This is a genomic window from Facklamia languida CCUG 37842 (assembly GCF_000245795.1).
Lineage (GTDB): Bacteria > Bacillota > Bacilli > Lactobacillales > Aerococcaceae > Facklamia > Facklamia languida.
This window is the reverse complement of the sequence record NZ_JH601133.1, coordinates 1,220,085-1,240,897: the sequence shown is the minus strand read 5'-3', so window position 1 is coordinate 1,240,897 and position 20,813 is coordinate 1,220,085. Positions and strand designations below refer to the sequence as shown.

21 protein-coding genes are annotated in these 20,813 nt (G+C 45.0%); 9 read left to right on the top strand and 12 right to left on the bottom strand.

From position 1 onward, the window contains the following. Positions 1-12: 12 nt before the first annotated feature. The gene (locus HMPREF9708_RS05715; protein ID WP_006309312.1) at positions 13-840 is read right to left on the bottom strand and encodes a VOC family protein; all 828 of its coding nucleotides are present in this window, start codon (positions 838-840) and stop codon (positions 13-15) included. 301 nt (positions 841-1,141) lie between these two features. Here HMPREF9708_RS05715 and HMPREF9708_RS05710 point away from each other — a divergent pair, with 301 nt between their 5' ends. Continuing rightward, positions 1,142-1,723: a GNAT family N-acetyltransferase gene (locus HMPREF9708_RS05710; protein WP_006309311.1), complete on the top strand. Its 582-nt coding sequence runs from the start codon at positions 1,142-1,144 to the stop codon at positions 1,721-1,723. A gap of 112 nt (positions 1,724-1,835) precedes the next feature. On the opposite strand, the gene HMPREF9708_RS05705 is transcribed toward HMPREF9708_RS05710, so the two are convergent. The 11 genes from HMPREF9708_RS05705 to HMPREF9708_RS05655 form a co-directional block, all read right to left on the bottom strand. Next, entirely contained in the window at positions 1,836-2,312 is a 477-nt protein-coding gene (locus HMPREF9708_RS05705) for an S-ribosylhomocysteine lyase (protein ID WP_006309310.1), read from the bottom strand. A gap of 53 nt (positions 2,313-2,365) precedes the next feature. Then, positions 2,366-4,714 carry a DNA internalization-related competence protein ComEC/Rec2 gene (locus HMPREF9708_RS05700; RefSeq protein ID WP_006309309.1) on the bottom strand — a complete coding sequence of 783 codons (2,349 nt, stop codon included), beginning with the start codon at positions 4,712-4,714 and terminating at the stop codon, positions 2,366-2,368. Beyond that, a complete protein-coding gene (locus HMPREF9708_RS05695) occupies positions 4,714-5,397 on the bottom strand; it encodes a helix-hairpin-helix domain-containing protein (RefSeq protein ID WP_006309308.1) in 684 nt (227 codons plus the stop codon). Before HMPREF9708_RS05695 ends, HMPREF9708_RS05700 begins: the two co-directional genes overlap by 1 nt. 71 nt (positions 5,398-5,468) lie before the next feature. After that, entirely contained in the window at positions 5,469-5,972 is a 504-nt protein-coding gene (gene coaD, locus HMPREF9708_RS05690) for a pantetheine-phosphate adenylyltransferase (protein WP_006309307.1), read from the bottom strand. A 1-nt stretch (position 5,973) separates the two neighbouring features. Then, on the bottom strand, positions 5,974-6,543 hold the full coding sequence (gene rsmD / locus HMPREF9708_RS05685) for a 16S rRNA (guanine(966)-N(2))-methyltransferase RsmD (RefSeq protein ID WP_006309306.1): 570 nt from the start codon (positions 6,541-6,543) through the stop codon (positions 5,974-5,976). Between the two features lie 8 nt (positions 6,544-6,551). Then, complete coding sequence (locus tag HMPREF9708_RS05680; protein WP_006309305.1) at positions 6,552-6,908, bottom strand: YlbG family protein; 357 nt, start codon at positions 6,906-6,908, stop codon at positions 6,552-6,554. Beyond that, entirely contained in the window at positions 6,909-8,048 is a 1,140-nt protein-coding gene (locus HMPREF9708_RS05675; protein ID WP_006309304.1) for an FtsW/RodA/SpoVE family cell cycle protein, read from the bottom strand. Positions 8,049-8,277: 229 nt separating this feature from the next. After that, positions 8,278-8,880 (bottom strand): superoxide dismutase, encoded by a 603-nt coding sequence (locus HMPREF9708_RS05670; protein WP_006309303.1) that lies wholly within the window; start codon positions 8,878-8,880, stop codon positions 8,278-8,280. A 151-nt stretch (positions 8,881-9,031) separates the two neighbouring features. Beyond that, positions 9,032-10,855: a translational GTPase TypA gene (gene typA / locus HMPREF9708_RS05665; protein WP_006309302.1), complete on the bottom strand. Its 1,824-nt coding sequence runs from the start codon at positions 10,853-10,855 to the stop codon at positions 9,032-9,034. 9 nt (positions 10,856-10,864) lie between these two features. Then, positions 10,865-11,644, bottom strand: coding sequence for an inositol monophosphatase family protein (locus tag HMPREF9708_RS05660; RefSeq protein ID WP_006309301.1), 780 nt, complete (start codon positions 11,642-11,644; stop codon positions 10,865-10,867). Positions 11,645-11,653: 9 nt separating this feature from the next. Continuing rightward, the gene (locus HMPREF9708_RS05655) at positions 11,654-11,935 is read right to left on the bottom strand and encodes a UPF0223 family protein (protein ID WP_198004236.1); all 282 of its coding nucleotides are present in this window, start codon (positions 11,933-11,935) and stop codon (positions 11,654-11,656) included. Positions 11,936-12,559: 624 nt separating this feature from the next. Between HMPREF9708_RS05655 and HMPREF9708_RS05650 the strand changes: the two genes are divergently transcribed. From HMPREF9708_RS05650 to HMPREF9708_RS05615, 8 genes are all read left to right on the top strand, one after another. Continuing rightward, positions 12,560-13,402, top strand: a complete 843-nt coding sequence (locus HMPREF9708_RS05650; protein WP_006309299.1) for a hypothetical protein — start codon at positions 12,560-12,562, stop codon at positions 13,400-13,402. A 191-nt stretch (positions 13,403-13,593) separates the two neighbouring features. Beyond that, positions 13,594-14,064 (top strand): PTS sugar transporter subunit IIA, encoded by a 471-nt coding sequence (locus HMPREF9708_RS05645; protein WP_006309298.1) that lies wholly within the window; start codon positions 13,594-13,596, stop codon positions 14,062-14,064. Then, on the top strand, positions 14,057-14,332 hold the full coding sequence (locus tag HMPREF9708_RS05640) for a PTS sugar transporter subunit IIB (RefSeq protein WP_006309297.1): 276 nt from the start codon (positions 14,057-14,059) through the stop codon (positions 14,330-14,332). The genes HMPREF9708_RS05645 and HMPREF9708_RS05640 overlap by 8 nt, the downstream gene beginning before the upstream one ends. An 18-nt stretch (positions 14,333-14,350) precedes the next feature. After that, positions 14,351-15,709, top strand: coding sequence for a PTS ascorbate transporter subunit IIC (locus tag HMPREF9708_RS05635; RefSeq protein WP_006309296.1), 1,359 nt, complete (start codon positions 14,351-14,353; stop codon positions 15,707-15,709). 27 nt (positions 15,710-15,736) lie between these two features. Further along, positions 15,737-16,447, top strand: a complete 711-nt coding sequence (locus HMPREF9708_RS05630; RefSeq protein ID WP_006309295.1) for a transaldolase — start codon at positions 15,737-15,739, stop codon at positions 16,445-16,447. Positions 16,448-16,636: 189 nt separating this feature from the next. Further along, positions 16,637-18,427, top strand: a complete 1,791-nt coding sequence (locus tag HMPREF9708_RS05625; protein WP_198004235.1) for a sensor histidine kinase — start codon at positions 16,637-16,639, stop codon at positions 18,425-18,427. Next, positions 18,393-19,136, top strand: a complete 744-nt coding sequence (locus HMPREF9708_RS05620; protein WP_006309293.1) for a LytR/AlgR family response regulator transcription factor — start codon at positions 18,393-18,395, stop codon at positions 19,134-19,136. Before HMPREF9708_RS05625 ends, HMPREF9708_RS05620 begins: the two co-directional genes overlap by 35 nt. 137 nt (positions 19,137-19,273) lie before the next feature. Then, complete coding sequence (locus HMPREF9708_RS05615) at positions 19,274-20,746, top strand: carbon starvation CstA family protein (protein WP_040448140.1); 1,473 nt, start codon at positions 19,274-19,276, stop codon at positions 20,744-20,746. The last annotated feature ends 67 nt before the right edge of the window (positions 20,747-20,813 follow it).

The following is a 20,813-nucleotide window of genomic DNA, read 5'->3' as shown; positions in this document are numbered from 1 at the left end:
AAAAACCAAATTTTATAAAGGCTTATCTGCTGTCAATTCAATCCTAAAGTGCCCCAAATGGGTCGTGAGCGAATAGAATGGGCCATGATCTTCAATCCCGGATGACCGGATAGACAAGGCCTGATAACGACCATACCAGGCTTGTAAATCTTGGAGATCACTGACACTAAAGGCAAAATGATAAACAGCTCCTGCCCCAAGACTAGCCTGGGGACCTTTATCCTTTAGGCGCAAGAGGATTCTTGGTTCACCCGATCCTGGCCCCACTTCTAATAAGCACATCTGGTCATTTTTTTGAACTAGGTAAAAATTATACAGCGATTGAAGCATCCTTTGCATCTCCTCATAATAGGCCACATCGATCACAATGGGGCCCAATCCAAGGATCGGATTGCGGTGAGGCAGGCTCTCTTGTTTAGATGAAGCCTGGCTCTCCAAGCAGTCTGAAATAAGTTGAAAATGGAGTCCATCTTTTGTTTCAAAAGGAAGGACCGAGTAGCCAAAAAACTCCGAGATGGACCCATGTTGAATACCCAATGCATCAAAACGTTTGAGATAGCCTGTCAAGGCTGAGGCATTTGCCACCCGCAAAGAAATACCATGTACTTGATTGGTACCACCCTTGGCAACAGAGTATCGAGGAGAATAAAAAAAGTTTAGGTAGGGAGCCCTTGAGTGATTAAATAGCCCATATGCCTTTGTCTGATCATCTCCTACTGGCGGATTTACTCGCTGGTGAATGGGGACCAGTCCGAGTAAATCAGTCATCACTGAATCGATCGTTTGCATCCTATTGGTTAGGGCCGTCACGTGGTGAATACCCATTAACTTCTTGGGCATCCAATCAGCCTCCTTTCAAGTTTCCAGCAATACTTGTTTCAATCTTACTCTTTTCATTGGAAAGCGAAAATGCGAATGATCGAATTTTTATATTTTGGGCAGTCAGTTTGACTAAAACACTAGTCTTATACCAGGTGGAATAAAACCGGCTAAAGACTGATACCAATCGTCTTAACTCCATAGTCAAGAAGCTCAAATTGACTTTAAAAAAATTTACAAAAAAATTACAATTAAAGTATTGTAGTTTGGCTAAAAATAAATATAATGACAAGGTAAATATATTTAAGGAGGCTTCCACCCTATGTTTAATCAACCATCACTCACTATTCGTCGTGCCCTAACAAGTGATGCTGCGGCTATTCAAAGCATCTACCGTCCCTACATTGAGAAAACCAACTATAACTTAGAGGTGGAAATCCCTAGCCTTGAGAGCTTAAGAGACCGAATCCTAACCACCTCACAAAAGTACCCCTTCTTGGTAGCAGAATACCAAGGTCGGGTGATCGGCTTTGTTTATCTCAGTGATTTCTATGACTTTCCCCTTCTGAATGCTGGCTTACTCAGTATTTATTTGGCAGAAGATGCCCCGATCCGGGGCGTCGGACAAGAACTCTATACCCTAATGGAATACTTGTTAGTTAAACAAGGCAAAGTCCAACATATTATCTCATCTATCATTGCTGATAACGATCGTTCAATTCGCTTCCACCAAAAACAGGGCTTCAACCAAATTTTACACATCTCGAACCTGGCTCATAAAGGAAATGATGCAGTCGATGTCACCTGGTATCACAAACCCCTGGCTCAGGCCATTCCCTATATGGAGGAAACGCCAATCTTTGACCTCGCTTCCTTCAGTGACCTCTTGCAAGAGTCTTTCTAAACCATAAACACAAAGGCGCAAACTTAAAAAGTTGCGCCTTTTTATCATGCCGATTGACCTTGGGGAACCGTTTGGTTTTTAAGGGGTATTTTTTATGGTTCAAACCAAATATTTACTCAGGATAGGTAAAGGTCAGGTCTGTCCATTGGTCTAGGACTTGGATATATTTCTTGGCTTGGTACTTAGCCATTGGGAGATTCTGGTCAAGATAGTTCCCACAATCTCTAGCTGTGGCACCTGGAATATCCCCTTCAAAGTCTGCTGTGAACTGAAAGGCTTCCCGAATGAAATCAAGTAGGGCTTGCCCCTTAATTCGATCAGTTAATATCAAATAAAATCCAGTCCGACAGCCCATAGGTCCGAAATAAATCACATCCTGCTTGTGCTTTGGATGGTTCCTTAAGAAGGTTGCAACAATATGTTCAATGGTATGGATCTCCGCTGTATTCATAACGGGCTCAATGTTAGGAGCCGTCATCCGTAAATCATACGTCAGGACTTCTGTTTCTCCGACCTGGTCTGTTCTGGAAAGGTAGACCCCTGGTTGCAAGATTAAATGATTAATTGTGAAGCTTGGTATTTTTTCCATCACTATCTCCTTTCACCTCTTTTTCCTCAATTTAAGCCAAATGGAAGGTCTTGTCAACTTTCACTGCCAAGTGCAGTGCGTAGTCTTATCCCCCACCAGGGATGCCATTCTAGCTGAATGGCCCCTTGGCGATTCGTTTGGTAGCAGGGAATCGAACGAAGCCTTAGCCGATCCAGGACTTCTGGGTGAGGATGGCCATAAAGATTGTTCTCCCCAGCAGAAACTAGGCCAACTTTGACCTGCAAGTGATCGAGAAAAGCCAGACTCGATGAATGACGGCTACCATGGTGACCAAGCTTTAGAAAATCTGCCCTAAGATCTGGGTAGTGTTCCATCAGCTCAGCTTCCTGGTCGCTATTTAAATCTCCCATATTTAAGACTTGGTACGGCCCTAACTGTAATCGACTGATAATTGATGAATTGTTACTCACATCTGGATCATTGGGGTCATTGGACAATGTGATTAATTCTAGTTGGCCTGATAATAAGGACAGTTCCTGACTTTCCTTGAGTGGATGAACCTTTACTCGCGGATCAATCTCTTTCTCAATTTGACGCCACTGGTCACTCTCTAGGGTATAAGTCGTCAGGTAAAGGTGATGGACCTTAACACGGTTCATTAGACTTGCGAGATTCCCAATATGGTCACTATCTGGATGGGTTACGATAACTCCATGCAGTGATCCGACCCCTAAGGCCTTCAGAGCTGGCAATAAATTTCGCTTAGCAAAGTTTGGATCTACCAATTCACCCTGTTTCCAATTTGCTCGACCCCCTGTATCGATCAACCAGGCCCCCTGGTTAAAGGCGGGTTGGTACAAGAGAGCGTCTCCTTGCCCCACATCGATAATTGTCACTCGATGGGAAAGGTTTAAATAAGGGGACGTAAAAACCACTAAGTAAACAATCAAGCAGTAGAGTCCCGCTTGCTTAGGCTTTGTTCTTAACCAGTAGACCATCACAATGCCAGCGCTCAATAGCAGCAGGGTCTCCCAGACAATTGGTTGTCCATGAACAACAGTGGAAAGATTGAAAATGGATTGAATGGGGACATGGTTCCAAAACCAATCCATTAAGGCTGATGCCTCTGTAAATAGGACCGATAAAAAAGCAAACGGACCTGATGCAAAGCCTATGAGGGTCACAAATAGTAACCCATTCATCATGTAGCGGTCAAAAACATAGGAGAAGCCTAGGATGATGACTAATTGAAGGTAATTCCATTCATGGGAAATATGGAGCGTGATCGGCCAGGTAAACAATAAACAAATCAATGTCATTTCTAAGTGCTGTAGGTGGATCGATCGATTGAAATCAACCGTTTGCTGGTAGAACAACAAAATAAAGGAAATCAGAAAAGAAAGAAGGAAGCCGATATCGAAGAGATAGTGAGGTTGATAAAGTAGTAAAACCATGCCAATAAGCGCTAGTAAATCAATTCTTGATAAAGGCCAACCCAATCCCCTGCATACTTGCTGAGCAAAATAAAGTGTCAGGGACCTGACAACCCCGATCGGCCAAGAAATCAGACTCGCATAGAGTACTAACACCAGGCCAACCAACAGCCTGACGAACTCCACCTGGATTCCGGACCTTTTGAGGATTGAGTCCAAGCGGGTGCGGATAAAATCAATATGAAAACCCGAAATAGCAAAATAGTGTAGGACCCCTAATAAGGCAAAGACTTCTTTGATCTCTGACCATCGCGAAGATTCTAAATTAAAGAGCAGCTTATTACGGATAGCCACCAGAATCGATTGATCATGGTGGCGAAGTGAATTCAGGAAGTGAGTCCTAATATTTGTCCACCAAATCCAAGGGGCTTGAAATAAGTTATCCGTTAAGCGAACCGCTCGATTAATCTTCTTGACTTTTAGGGACCAGATCACCGATTGTTTCGCCAGATAATCCCGGTAGTTAAAAGTAGAGAAATTACGGGCAGGAGCAGGATAAGTTAGAACCCCCTCACACTCAATAAAATGATAATTAGCTTGACAAGCTTTCATCAAGTCATCATTATCAGCTGTTATCGGCCCCTGGTAAGTCATTCGAATCATTCGATCCCCGACTTTAACCTGCCCCCTGCCAGAAAAATAATCTTCCTCAAAACGTAAGCTTAAGGGATCCACCATGACTTGCAGAGTCTGGACCTGCCCTTCTTCAAACAGCCCTTTTTGTAGGATCATTTCTTGATTTTGGTGATAGAGTCGAAGGGCTATTAGACCCGATAAAATCATAAAAATTGGAATCAAGGCAACTTTCTTGGCGGACACGAGCCTGAATATCATTACAATGAATATCCCGACCGTCCATCCATTCAAATGCGTGATGGCAAATACTAAAGATCCGCAGCTCAGTAAAAGGAGGAGCCAATGGAATTTAAGGTCTCTTATCGGATTCATTAGGGCCCCACTGTAATCAAATCACGTAAAGATTCAAAAGTCTTAGGGCCAATCCCCGAGACTTGTTGCAATTCTTCAATGGTTTGAAAAGACCCATGTTCTTGGCGGTAGGCAATAATCTTTTGAGCCTTACTTGGTCCAATATTAGGGAGCGTCTCCAATTGACTTTGATCAGCAGTATTAATATTTATCTGCAGCTCTTTCCTTTCCGAACCACTTGTTGTAGCGTTCGGAAGATTAGTCAAAGGCATCTGGGCGCTATCTACTGGTTCTTCTGCTTGGCTGGCTTGGTATTCTTTCTGGGTTAAAACCTTCACCAGCATCTGATCTTCCAACAAGACGGCGAGATTCAAAGAATCTTCTGCTGCATCTGGTCTTAAGCCCCCTGCTCGCTCAATCAGGTCAAACAACCTGGAACCCAATGGTAAGGCATAGACCCCTTGCTGGTTCACAGCTCCTTTGATATCACAATAGATCAGCGCTTGTTGGCTTGTCTCATGTGTGACAAGCTCGTCGACCGGGTCTGAAAGCTGGCTTTCTAATGGGAGTTCGTCTGAAGGTGACTGCCAAGATTGACCCTTTACAAAGAAACACACCACCAGAATAAGAACCGCCAGAAAAAAGGCGGGGGCTCGTAGATAGTGAAAAGATCTTGGAAATTTAGAATTTGGATAATAGGTCATAGCCCTCGCTCCTGTAATTTATTATCCATAAATACACTTCTTTTCTTATTTTTGCGTCAAAAAAAACGAATCTAGGATTCGTTTTGACTTGTTTGATATTTATCTTGTAAGGCCCTGGCTACATTCTCTGGAACCATCTGGGACACATCGCCACCAAAATAGGCAATTTCTTTAATTAAGCTCGATGAGATATAGCGGTACTTGTCATCTGCTAAGAGAAGGACGGTCTCTAGGTGGTCAACTTGAGTCTGATTCACAGAAGCGATACTGGCTTCATATTCAAAGTCTTTACCTGAGCGCACCCCACGAATGAGCGAAGTCGCTTGTACGGATTGGTAGTAATGGGCAATTAAGCCATCTGTTAAGGTGTCAATTCGGACATTATCGAGATGGCTGGTCACCTCTTGAATTAATTGTTGACGTTCTTCTAATGTGAACACCGCTTGCTTGGCCGTATTCACTGCAATCAAGACAATAACTTGGTCAAAAAGACGACTCGATCGCTCAATTAAATTCAAATGCCCATAGGTTAGCGGGTCAAACGAACCGCCAAAAATGCCAATTTTTTTTGTCAATTTATTCCCCCCTTGCCTGGTAATGATAAAGGCTCACTATACTCATGCCATACTGTCTTTGTTTGTAGAGGACCAATTGGTCCATCTGGTCTGGTACCACATGACCCGTATCACTCTCACAAACAATCACACAGCCATCTGCCAGCATTCCTTCTTGACCGAGCCATAGGATATCCCCTGATAAATCTGCCTGCTTATATGGAGGATCGAGAAAAACCAAGTCAAACCCCTCCTCACCAGAGCGGAACCACTGGCTAAGTCGCTTGCGGTTAGGACCCCCTAAAACGGTAAACCGATCGGGTTCATTTGTCATCTGGATATTTTCGGAAATAACCCGAAGGGCCCGGTCACTTTTCTCGCAGAGGACCGCATGGTCGACCCCACGCGAGACGGCTTCAATCCCCAAAGCTCCTGATCCTGCATAAAAATCTAGGGCGAGCTGACATTTTCCAAGGTCGGGACCTATGAGATTGAACATAGCTTCCTTAATCTTATCGGTCGTCGGTCGAGTTGACTGGCCAGGGACCGCCTTGAGAGGACGTGAACGGTATTCTCCAGCAATAATCCGCATTTCATCACCTATTCTTCACTTGCTTCTTGTTCAATGGATTGGGCCAAGTCTTTAAAGAAGGTCTTGTAATCTGTCTGGGTGGGTTTTTCTTCTTTCTTCAAGTCTGGATCAATTCGATCTGGAATTGAATCTTTAAAGGTCATATCGATCTCATCCCGATAAGAAGGCTCCACCTCTCGAACAAAGTTCAAGCTCTTTAACTGGGTCATAATCGAAGAGGCATCGGCTTCATTCACATAAAGAATTACATACTTTAAGCGATCACTAATAAAGTGAACCGTCCCAAATTTTCTTAATTGTTTCCACTGCTTCAGCGTATAAAGCCAAACGACAAGTGATTGCCGTTTTACTACTTCAAAAGTCATTTATACCAACCTTTCTACTTTTACCATTTGTGCTCGTTGGCGCATTCTTCTCTCTTCTGCGATCATCTTCTGGACAAAGCCAATCAAGGTCAAGTTAATGATCATACTCGTTCCCCCGTAGGATAGGAAGGGTAAGGTGACCCCCGTTAAGGGAATTAAGCCGCAAAGGCCGCCAACATTGACACAGGTCTGAATGAGTAATAAGAGGGCAAATCCTGCGATACTGACCCGGTGGAAGCGACGATTCATGGTAGCTGCCACCCTCAAAAGATAAAAAATTAAGGTCATCAAAACCAGGACAACCAAACTACAGCCAATAAAGCCAAATTCTTCAGCAATCACAGCGAGAATAAAATCGGTATCAGCTGCTGGCAGGATCGCCTTCAGATGCCCCTGCCCCAACCCAAGTCCGAACCAGCCTCCTTTAGCAAAGGAAAGATAGGAACTAATAATTTGGAAGCCATCTGTCTGGGCATAGTTAAAGGGATTGATATAGATCCCAATCCGTTCAAAGACATGATAATTTGAATTAACAAGGAAATCACCAAAAACCCGACTTGCGCCTAAAGCCAGTCCAATCAATACTAGCGCCCCTGCTACCAGTAAGAGATTGGTCTTTGGGGGTAGAAGAAAGAGCATGGCCATGGCAACCCCTAATCCAACTAGGATGAGAACTGAGCCATAGTCCGGCTGGCTGCCAATTAAAATCAGGGACAAGACTACTAAGACAAGGGGAATATAGTAGTTGGAGACCGCTCCCTTTTCATACTTTAATAAATAGGTCCGTTTGGTATAGGTAATGACCCGGGCAATCGTTAGCACCATCAAGGGCTTCATCACTTCAGAAGGTTGAAATTTAAAGATTTTCAAGTCAATCCAGGATCTTGCCCCCCCACCATCGACACCAAATAAACTGGCAAACATAATCAGTCCGGTTGTGATCAATAATAAAAAATTAAGAAAATGCTTGTTGTCGATCCATCGATTAGGTATGAGGCGGATGACGAGGATCCCCGCCAATCCGATTAAAATAGCAACCCCTTGTACGACCACCTGCCGGATAGGTTGGGTATATAAATTAGCCGAGAAGACCATGACACATGAAATAACCAGTAAGGCACCCACTAAGCCAGTGATCATGGAGTCTCCCTTAGTGATCAATTTTAGATTTGACTGTATTTCTTGTAGCCAGGATGGACGATCTAGGGTCCTACTCCCTGGTTGAGAAAGAACTTCACCATTTAGATTCTCTTTAATCGTCTTCCCCCCCTTTCAAATTTATCCTATTATAGCACATGTCTCGAATCAAGAAGTGAATCACATGAAAAAAACCTAAGCCATTCGGCTTAGGCCAGAATTAATTTCGAATTTATTTAGTCAAACGCTCGCTGACTTTATCCCAATTGATAATCGTCCAAAAGGCTTCAATATAGTCTGGACGGCGATTTTGGTAATTTAGATAGTAGGCATGTTCCCAGACATCAATGCCTAAGAGGGGATTCCATCCATCAGAGATTGGGTTGTCTTGGTTGGGTGTGCCGATCACTTTCAATTGACCATCTTTCTCAGCTAGCCATGCCCAACCAGAACCAAATTGGCCAGCAGCCGCTTCACTAAAGGCTTCCTTAAAGTCTGCAAATGAACCAAAATTCGCTTCAATCTTATCCGCTAAGTCCCCTTGAGGCTGGTTGTCTTCAGCAGATGGTTGGAGCGCCTCCCAGAAAAGCGTATGGTTTAAGTGGCCGCCCCCATTATTTCGGACAGCAGTTTGAATGTCATTGGGTACTTGGTCAAGATTTGCGATCAAGTCTTCGATCGTCTTATCCGCCAATTCTGTTCCTTCCACTGCCTTATTTAGTTTTGTCACATAGCCATTATGATGCTTACTATGGTGGATTTCCATGGTCTTTTGATCAATAGCTGGTTCAAGCGCATCATAAGCGTAGGGTAGTTCTGGTAATTTAAAGGTCATCGTGATTCCTCCTTATCCTTGATGGCCTTATTTTAGCATGTTTCCATTATCCTCTAAAGCAAAATGCTTAATGCCAAGTATTAAGCTCGCTCGCTTATCAAAAAAAGACACCCCTACCTCAATGAGTATAGGGGTGCCAGGAAGTGATAATTTATTTCTTATTCGCCTTCTCACGCTGACCCTTATCCAAGATCTTCTTGCGTAGGCGGACGCTTTCAGGTGTAATTTCACAATATTCATCATCAGCCATGAATTGAATCGACTCTTCGAGCGTCATCTTACGCGGTGTCTTAATGACGGCTGTCTGGTCTTTGGTAGCTGAACGAACATTGGTCAGCTGCTTGGCCTTAGTGATGTTGACCGTTAAGTCCTTCTCCCGGTTATTCTCTCCGACAATCATACCAGCATAAACTTCTGTTCCGGGTTCCACGAAGATCGTTCCCCGGTCTTCCAAGTTCATAATCGAATAGGTCGTTGCCGTCCCATTATCAATGGAGACCAGTGTCCCATTACGACGTTGACCGATCTCGGCATGAATCAAAGGACGGTACTCATCAAAGGTATGGTTCATAATACCATATCCCCGGGTTAAGCTCATAAATTCGGTTGAAAAACCAATCAAACCACGTGCAGGCACTGAAAAGACCAAGCGCATTTGGCCGTTACCTGTTGAGACCATGTCAGCCATCTCCCCTCGGCGGTGACCTAAGGCTTCAATAATGCCGCCCATGTATTCTTCCGGTGTGTCGATTTGGACACGCTCAAAGGGCTCACACTGTACCCCATCCACTTCACGAACAATGACCTGCGGCCGTGACACTTGGAATTCATAGCCTTGGCGGCGCATATTTTCAATGAGGATGGAGAGGTGTAATTCACCCCGTCCTGCTACCCGGAAGGTATCAGGAGAATCCGTTGGTGTAACATTTAAGGAGACATCTGTATGTAATTCTTGCATCAACCGGTCTTCTAAGTTACGGGCCGTCACATACTTGCCTTCGCGACCCGCAAAGGGTGAATTGTTTGTTAAGAAATTCATTTCCAAGGTCGGTTCATCAATATGCAGCAGGGGCATTCCCTCTGGCGCTTCCACCGACGTAATTGTTTCACCCACATAAATATCGTCCATTCCGGAAATGGCGATCAAATCCCCTGCGACCGCCTCCTTGATCTCGATCCGGTCCAAGCCCAAGAAACCATAGAGTTTGGTGACACGGAAATTCTTCTTAGATCCATCAATCTTCAAGACCGTCACAGCATCCCCCACACGAATCTTGCCACGGAAGACTCGGCCAATTCCGATTCGTCCAACAAAGTCATTGTAGTCTAACATGGTGACTTGGCATTGCAAGGGTTCTTCTGAATTATCAATAGGAGCTGGCACATGTTCGATCACTGCATCAAAGATATAATCCATCGTATGCTCTTGATCAGCAGGATTCGATGAATCAGAAGAGGTACCGTTCAAAGCTGAAGCATAGACCACTGGGAATTCCAATTGATCGTCATCTGCCCCTAATTCAATCAAGAGTTCTAAGACCTCATCCACCACTTCATCCGGACGGGCCGAAGGCTTATCAATCTTATTGACAACCACAATCGGGGTCTTACCTTCCTCTAAAGCTTTCTTTAGAACAAAGCGTGTTTGCGGCATAGTCCCTTCATAAGCATCCACGACTAAAACCACTCCGTCGACCATCTTCATGATCCGTTCAACTTCCCCCCCAAAGTCTGCGTGCCCTGGGGTATCCATAATGTTAATGCGCTTGCCCTTATAATTTACGGCTGTATTCTTAGCCAGAATAGTAATCCCGCGTTCTCTTTCAATATCATTTCGGTCCATCGCCCGGTCATCTAACTGAGCGCGCGCATCGAGGGTGTCCGATTGTTTGAGTAATTCATTGACCAGAGTCGTCTTACCATGGTCGACGTGGGCAATGATCGCAATATTTCGAATATCATCTCTAGTTTTCATTCAAATCTCCTAATTCTCTGGCTGATTGATGATGGTCATCACTTCTTCATAAACATTGGGATGGGCAAAAACAGCAGGCCCTCCCTCTAATAAATTAATGGGATCCCCGTTCGGCCGGCTGTACCGGTAGCCCATCAAGTCTAAAATCACCATCCCGGCTGCAACATCCCAGGGCATCAAGCGCTTAGACAAGTAGCAGGCGGCTTCCCCGCGAATCACCGCGATTAATTCATAAGCCGCACAGCCGTAAGATCTTGATCCTAGGCTTTGGGTTAATAATTGATGGCTATGGTAATCATTGCGCATCAAAATGGAGCCACTGGTTATGATCAGACTCTGGGAAAGAGTGGATACTTCTCTCGCTTGGATGGGACGTTCATTACAAAAGACACCTATCCCTTTGATCCCATAATACAAATCATCATGCATCACATCATAGATATAGCCTGCTAAGGGCTGCCCGTCTTGATAAATCCCAATCATAATCCCAAAAATACGTCCCTGCTTCACAAAATTCAGGGTTCCATCGATTGGATCAAGGATCCACACGGTCCCCGCCAGGTCGGACAGTTCATGCCCCTTGCCTTCTTCGCCAATGACCTTATGGTCCGGATAATAGGTCTCAATCTTGTGAACAAAGTAGGCCTCAATTTCGCGATCCATCCGCGTCACCAGGTCATTAGGTTGGGTCTTCTCTTCGACCGCCAGGTCACTGGTCAAGGAATCCTTGAGGGAATCGCCCGCTATTTTTAACCATGAAATCACCCTTTGGTGTAGCTGAAAATCCATAAATGCCTCCTATTCCATACTCAAAGTCTGGCCTTCTTTGATAGTCTTGGCCTTTTGGACGGTTCGATAGATCGAATACCCGGATACTTCTTGGAAGGCACGGTCGATCTGTTTTTCTTCACTGATCGAATCCACAATGCCTTTAAAGGCTCGGTACTTGTCCAGCAAGTCTTTGGCGGTAATTTTAGACTCATAAGCTGTCTCAACAGCGACCATCAAGTCAATCACCGTAGCGATTTCTTCACTCGACCAGTCCGGATTCAACGGGTATGCATAATTCAATCGTGCCAACCTCCTCTAGATTCAATCAACTAGTAATAATATAACGTATTTGCCGCTAAAATAAAAAGTTTTTTTGACAATCAAAAGTTGATTGTCAAATACAAGGAATAATACCTCTCGATCACGCAAAGCAAAATATCCTCAATTCATCATTTGGTGGGGAGATAGATAAAAAAGAAGGCTGTCCAATCTTCATTAAAGGGGGCTGCTCTTCAAAACTGTCGCTTTTTCGGGCTCGATCCACTAGACAGTGCCTAAACGGTTACCCGTAAGGCATTGCATGCTAGGAAAACAAAGTAATTAAACATATTTAATTAAAAATTAAAAGGCAAGATAACCGTCAATCAGTCAGGTTTCACTGCTTATCATAGGGGACCGCCCTTCAAAGCCAAGCTTTTCCGGGCTAGGACCACTAGGCAATGCCTAAACGGTAAACCGTAAGGCTTTGCACGCTAGTTGGATCATCATACCCCTTAGGACTTCCTTTACCTCCCGATCCTTCTCTTCTAATTTTTTGAACCACTAGCTCCATCTTTTCAACTTTAGGCCCCCTTCCTATGCTATAATAATAGCGATTTTAAGGCTTTCATTGCTTAATATCAGACCCAATTTATAAAGAAAAGGAGTACGCTCATGCTAAATTCAAAAAACCGCTTAGCTAAAGTCTGGCTGGAACTTTTTATTTTCATACTGGTCATCTTCTTAACCAGTCTCAACTATTCACCAGAGGTCGCGGGTCAAAATGCCTGGTCGTTGATCCAGTTCTACACCTTGGGGCTCAGCCTCCATGCTCTCTGGCGGCTCGGTTTGCCTCAAGCCAATTCTTATCTCAAGGCTTTACCCTTAGGACTCCTAGTGGGAGCATCCTATATTGATACGAGCCTTCTAGTCCGACCTGTATTCGATCTGGCAGTTCTGATGCCCTTTCTGGTCATGGGCGGCTACACCTTTATCTGCTCTCTCAGCTTCTTTCGCTTACGGGAGGTCTACCCCTCATCCCCGATCGCCTTCTTCAATAATAAGCCTAGTCAGTCGGTTGCCTACAGCCTCTTGATCGGTCTTGTTTCAGGGCTTGTCCTTGGAGGTGTGAATCTCCTAATTGCCCAAGAGCCTCTTCATTTCCAAGGGTCGATCCATCCTTTTATCCTTTCACTCAGCCCTGGGATTATGGAAGAAATTGGGATGCGAACCAGTTTCTATGTCCATTGTCTGGTATTAATCAAGAACCAACCCCTCAAGCCAGCAGAGAATCGAACCCTATGGGCCATGATGCTTTTGCCTCATACCTTGATCCACCTGCCCTCGGTCTTCATTCAGGCTGGTTTCTCTTCAGGAATGCTCAGCTTAGTCCTGCTTGTTCTCCTCTTTGGTCTCCCCTTTGCCTGGCTCCAACGGCGGGTCAGTTTGCTATCTGCTTGCCTGAGTCATTGGTTGGTTGACACGATTCGTTTTCTCATGATTGGACTCCCCATTTAAGCGAGACGAACCCATCTGACTTTCGAAGGGGTATCTCTACATTCTTCTGTATAAAATTTATATGAGAAAATACTGATTATTCTCCTATAACAAAAGGATAAAATCCTCTTTTTGCCATATCCTAAGACGCGAATTTGTAGTAATATAGAGGTATCAAAGTTTTTAATGATTGATTAGAAGGAGGTGGTTTCTTGACCAAATTAATTACAAGTGAATTGCTTAGGATTGTCGATCAAGCTCCAAACTGGGAGACAGCCATCCGAATTGCTGCTGAAAGTTTGTTAGCAAATCATTACATTAATGATGCCTATGTGGAAAGTATGATTCAAAATGTCAGGGATCTCGGACCCTATATTGTGTTAGCACCGAATGTAGCCGTTCCGCATGCTCGACCTGATGGGAATGTCAACCGGATGGGAATCAGTCTAACCAAGTTCAAACAGCCCGTTAACTTTAGAAATGAGCAAGAGGATGAAGATAATTGGGTGAGCCTAATCTTCTGCTTGGCTGCAGTTGATGCTTCTTCGCATCTGGTTGCCTTACAGCAATTAGGCAGTATTCTCGATTCGGACGAAGTGATTGACCAACTCATTGCTGCAGACAATGAAGACCAGCTATTAGCTATCATCAATACGAAATTGGAGGAAGATCTCGATGATTAATATTGTGACAGTATGTGGAAACGGTATTGGAAGTAGTTTGTTATTAAAGATGAAAGTCGAAGCGATTTGTGACAGCATGGGTATTGACGCCAATGTTGAATCCTGTGACTCTAATGCGGCTGTCGGTAAGGAAGCAGACTTATTCGTAACGGTCAAAGAATTTAAGTCCATCTTTTCTGATGACCAAAAAGTAGCAATTGTTAAAAGCTATACCAACAGGAAGAAAATCGAAGAAGATTTGATCCCGGCTTTGGAAGCGTTTAAATAATGATTGGGGGATATAACGATGGACTTATTGAATTTTTTTAAAGATATTTTATCAGAACCTGCCTTCTTAATGGGGCTTATCGCGATGGTCGGGTTGATTGCCCTTAGAAAGCCAGCCCATAAAGTCATGACAGGAACCTTAGGACCCATCCTTGGCTATCTGATGTTGGCTGCAGGTGCCAATGTTATCGTGACTAACCTTGAACCCTTGAGCCAAATGATCCAACATGGCTTCAACATCACGGGTGTCGTTCCCAATAACGAAGCGATCACCTCTCTTGCCCAAGAAGTACTGGGTGTGGAAACCATGTCGATCTTATTAGTTGGACTTGTCTTTAACTTAATCATCGCCCGCTTTACCCGTTATAAGTATATCTTCTTAACGGGGCACCACAGCTTCTTCATGGCTTGTCTACTCTCCGCAACACTCGGAGCTATTGGCTTTAAGGGGGTCTTACTGGTCCTTTCCGGTGGCTTTATCTTAGGTGCATGGAGCGCCATCTCACCAGCCATTGGACAAAAATACACCTTACAAGCGACAGATGGTGACGAAATTGCCATGGGACACTTTGGTTCTTTAGGCTATTACCTATCCGCCTTCATTGGTTCGCTTGTGGGATCAGATTCCAAGTCGACTGAAGATATCGAAATCCCAGAAAAATGGAGTTTTCTTCGTAATACCACCATTTCCACTGCCTTAACCATGATCGTCTTCTACTTGATCGCCTGCTTCAAGGCTGGTCCAGAATTTGTAGGCAGTCTCTCTCAAGGACAAAACCCTTATATCTTCGCAATAGTGTCCGCTTTAAGCTTTGCGGTAGGGGTTGCGATTGTTTATTCTGGGGTAAGAATGATCTTAGCGGACTTAATTCCAGCCTTTGAAGGAATTGCAACCAAGCTGATCCCCAACTCAGTTCCGGCTGTGGATTGTGCCGTCTTCTTCCCTTATGCACCAACGGCTGTCATCCTAGGCTTTGCCTTCAGTTTCCTCGGCGGCTTAATTGGAATGTTCATCCTGGGTGCCATTGGTGGTGTCTTAATTATTCCAGGTCTCGTTCCTCACTTCTTCTGTGGGGCAACAGCCGGAATCTATGGGAATGCAACCGGTGGCCGAAGAGGGGCAATGGTTGGAGCCTTCATTAATGGATTATTCCTTGCCTTCTTACCTGCCTTCCTCTTACCCGTTCTCGGTCAACTCGGCTTCAGTAATACGACCTTTGGTGACTTTGACTTTGGTGTGATCGGAATTTTACTCGGTAAGATCGGTAACTCATTGGGACACTTGGGTGTCTTTGTGATCATGGCTGCCCTCTTGGCTGCTCTAATCATCCCATCCTTCATGTCTCAGAAAGATACAGCCATTAACAACGAACAATAGCCTGATAGACTAAAAGTGAGGTGCAAAATGGAGAACATTAAAACAAAAATTTATTCAGACGGTGCTGTCTTAGCCGACATGATTGAATCCTTGAATTCAGGAAAGGTAACGGGCTTTACAACAAACCCTTCCTTGATGAAGAAGGCGGGGATCACCGACTATGTTGAATTTGCCAAGGAAGTCCTGCAGGAAATAACCGAATATCCCGTTTCTTTTGAAGTCTTCTCGGATGATTTAGAGACGATGGAGAAGGAAGCAGATAAGATAGCAGCCTTGGGTCAAAATGTCTATGTCAAAATCCCCGTAACCACCAGTAATGGGACATCCACTGCTCCCCTCTTGAAGAAGTTAAGTAGCAAGGGGGTCAAACTGAATGTCACAGCGATCTTTACCGTTGAACAAGTCCAAGAAGTGGTTGACCATTTAACGGATGGGGTAGCAAGTATCGTCTCTGTCTTTGCGGGTCGCATTGCCGATACTGGCGTGGACCCTATGCCAATTATGAAAGAAGCCTTGGCTATCTGCCAGACTAAGGAAGGCTGTGAACTGCTCTGGGCCTCTCCGCGAGAAGTACTGAACATCTACCAAGCGAATGCGTTAGGCGTTGATATCATCACTTGTACGCCCGCTATCATCAAGAAGCTCTCCCTAAGTGGCAAAGACTTAAATGAGTATTCACTGGAGACAGTCAAGACCTTCTGTAAAGACTCACAGGAATTAGGCTTCTCAATTCTCTAATCCTTTCTTTGCTTATCAAAAAGGCGACTCGCATTGCTGCGGGTCGCCATTTTTTTATTTCGATAGGATTCACTCAGTTCAGATGCCTTATAAGAATAGATGGTTGGTTATCCAATTTAATACGCCTTACCTATCTTTCATAAGAAGGGTATAATGAGAACAATGACCGATCTAAAGGATGGTGTTGCTATGTCCATGTTAACTTTATTCATGCTTTTACTCGAACGAACTGCTCTGATGCTCCTATTTGCCTATATCTTGATGAACTTTACCTTTCTCAAGGCCCCCCTCTCCCAACGTGACCAGAAACGGTCGATCGTCATTCTAACTTTGGTCTTCTTGATCTTTGGATTTTTCTCCAACCTATCGGGTGTGGTGGTTCAAGTCCCCCATCTCACGCTTTCCAGTTTCTCCTTGAAACTGCCTGATGATGCCGTGATTGCCAATTCCCGGGTCCTCTCCATTTCCGTGGCAGGGTTAATTGGAGGTCCTTGGGTCGGCGGAATTGTCGGAATCACAACAGGAATCCTTCGCTTCTTACAAGGTGGGCTCAGCCCCTTGACCTATCTAATTTCTTCTTCACTAACCGGGATTGCCTCCGGTCTGATTGGTCGCCACTTCATTCATAAAAGTGAACTCCCTCAACCCGCCATAGGAGGCTTAACGGGGCTGGTACTTGAAGGCGTACAAATTATCTGTATCTACCTCTTGGCCTGGGATAGTCAAGAAGCCCTCGCTCTCATCCAACTGATCGCCCTCCCTATGGCTCTGATTAATAGTTTGGGGCTCTACCTCTTCTTAGCCATTATCCGGCAAAGCTTGCGGCATGAAGACTCTTTGAAAGCCGTCCAAACAGAAGACGTCTTAAACTTGACCCAGCAAACCTTCTCCCTCTTCCACGATGGTCTCAATCAGGAGACCGCCCAAAAAGCGGCTCAACTAATTTACCAAACCATGAAAATCGCAGCCGTTTCAATCACGGACCAGAAGGAGATTTTGGCCTTCATCGGGGCTGGCAGTGACCACCACCTGGTGGGAATGCCCTTGCAGACCAACTTATCTTATACCTCCATTGACACAGGTCAGACCCACCTCGCCTTGGACCCTGATGATATTGGCTGCCACCATCCTGGATGCCCACTCAAGGCTGGCATTATTGTTCCGCTTAAGACAGAAGACACGGTCGCAGGAACCTTGAAATTCTACTTTGACGACGAGAACCAACTCACCCAAGAAAAGGAGAATTGGGCAACGGGACTGGGCGCCATCTTCTCCACCCAGCTCCAACTGGGAATTGCCCAGAGGCAGAAGGCCCTCCTCAAAGAAGCAGAATTACGGTCGTTACAAGGGCAAGTCAATCCCCACTTCTTCTTCAATGCCATGAATACCATTCGCGCTGTGATTCGAACCGACCCGGACCAGGCCCGTCAACTTTTAAGCAAGTTAAGTAACTACTTCCGATCAAATATTAAGGGCCACCGCGAGACGCAAATCCCCTTAACGGAAGAACTCCAATATGTTCAAAACTACCTTGAAATTGAACAAACCCGGTTTCCTGACCGTTTCCAAGTCGACTTCCAAATGGATCCAGGCCTCGAGATGATTCGAGTCCCCCCTTTCATCATCCAAGTCCTAGTCGAGAATGCCATTAAACATGCCTTCGGCAGTCGGCCCAAAGACAATCAGATTCGAGTCGAAATCCTGGACCAAGACCAGCTTATCCAAATTAAGGTCCAAGATAATGGCCTTGGGATTTCCGACGCGATCATCAGCCGACTGGGCAAGGAAGCTATCAGTGAGAGCCAAGGGTCGGGTACTGCCATTGAAAATCTTAACAAGCGATTGATGGGTCTCTATGGCCCTCAACATTCCTTGGCCATTCAGACCAGCCCTCAAGGCACATCCTTCACCATTCGAATCCCTAAAGAGAAAGGAAAGATCGCTCATGACGAAAGCAACCCAGATCCTACTCGTAGATGATGAGGCCTTAGCACGCAATGAGCTCAGCTACTTGCTCACCACCCATCGGGAAGATCTCGAAATTCATGAAGCCAGCTCCATTAAGGAGGCCTTAAACTGCTTGATCAGCCAAAAGATTGACCTCATCTTTCTCGACATGCAACTTCAAGATGAGCAGGGGGTGGAACTGCTGGATTCTCTCTCTCACTTGAATCAAAAGCCGCTGGTCATCTTCGCGACTGCCTTTGATGACTATGCGGTCAAAGCCTTTGAAGTCCAAGCCCAAGATTACCTGCTCAAACCCTTTGAAGATGAACGGGTGGCTCAAGTTCTCGACCGGGCACTGGCTGAATTAGACAAGTCCCCTCGCAAAGTGTCCCCCAAGCCCCTCCCATCAAGCAAATGGGTCAGCCTGCCTATTCAAGGAGACGACCGGATCCATGTCTTGAATTTTGCGGAGATGGTTGTCCTGGAAGCGCGCCAAGGCCTCGTTGAAATCCACACACCCAACCAGGTCTTTACCACACAAAAAACCTTAAAAGACTTAGAAAGTCAGCTTCCTGCTGACGACTTCATTCGAACCCACCGGTCCTTTATCCTGAATCGCAACCATATCAAGGAGATCCAGCCCTGGTTCAACCGGACCTACCAAGTCACCCTAACAGGCAATATTAAAGTCCCTGTCAGCCGGTCTTATCTGGACGATTTCCGCAACAAGATCGGAATCTAACCGATTTCACTTATGCATAATGACCATTTCAACCCATAATATGTGCATCTCATCGAAATATCCTCTTTACATTCCTTTCTTAGTTATACTAGCGATAAGAGAAAACCAAGTATTCAATCAAGGAAAGGATGATGAAGATGATTTCCCTATTAGGTGGAATTGGTCTTTTAATTATTGGCTATGTAATCTATGGACGATTTATCGAAGCAAACTTTCAAATTGAGCCAGACCGCAAGACACCAGCTGAAGTGCTACGGGACAACATGGACTTTGTTCCCATGCCTCGGTGGAAGAATGCCATCATTGAGCTCTTAAACATTGCGGGAACGGGTCCAATCTTTGGTCCCATCATGGGAGCCCTCTATGGTCCTGTGGCTTATGTCTGGATTGTGATCGGTTGTATCTTCGGTGGAGCTGTTCATGACTATATGATCGGCATGATCTCCTTACGCAACAACGGTGCCCACTTACCAGAACTGACCAGCAAGTACATTGGTAAACCTGTCAAGCATGTCGTAAATATCTTTGCGATTATTCTCTTACTCTTGGTCGGAACCGTCTTCGTGATTTCACCTGCCAATTTAATTTCTAACTTCACACCTTCTTGGTTATCAGTCGGAATGATTACGGGATTGATCTTTATCTATTATTTCGTTTCAACCTTCTTACCGATTGATAAGACCATGGGTAAGATCTACCCCATATTTGGTGCAATCCTCATCGTATCAACAGTGGCCATCGGTATCATGCTGCTCTTCCAAGGGAAGCCATTACCAGAGTTAACATCTGCTAATCTCTACTTAGAAAATGTCAATGGAACGCCAATCTTTCCAGCTCTCTTCTTCACCGTCTCCTGTGGAGCCTTATCCGGCTTCCATGCTACCCAGTCCCCAATGGTTGCACGAACCATGAAGTCTGAAAAGGGAGGTCGTCCGGTATTCTATGGTATGATGATCGGTGAAGGGGTCATCGCCATGATTTGGGCTGCTGCTTCCATGACCCTCTTTGATGGCCAAACGCTCAGCCAACTCATTGCTCAAGGAACCCCGTCAGCCGTCGTTAACCAAGTATCCTACATGCTTTTAGGTTCAGTCTTTGGTTTCCTGGCAATTCTTGGCGTCATTGTCCTTCCCATCTCTTCTGGTTTATCCGCCTTCCGTTCCTTAAGAAACATTGTGGCAGAGTATATCCACCTACCCCAAAACAAGATTCGCAATGTCTTAATCCTAACGATACCAATCTTTGTGATTTCCTTTATCTTAACCCTGATGGACTTTAACGCCCTCTGGCGTTACTTTAACTGGGCCAACCAAGTGACAGCAGTTATCTCACTTTTCGTTTCAACCCGGTACTTGCGCTTAAAGGGACGCAACTTTATGGTGACCCTAATTCCTGGCATCTTCATGCTCTACGCTTGTGTGGTATATATCTTGAGTGAACCCATTGGCTTAAATCTTGGCCTTACCCCACTCTGCTATGGCTTGTCCCTAGCAGTCTCCCTGGGTCTACTCGGCCTCTTATATTATACGGGCAGCCATAAGATTCAGGAATTGCCATCGGACTCCCCTCTTCTCAATGACCACCTTCCGATCACAACTCCTAATACTTAACCTCATCGAAGGTTCCCCGTTTTTGAATCAAAATCAACCCGCACAGAACTTGGCTTTCTACCAGTTC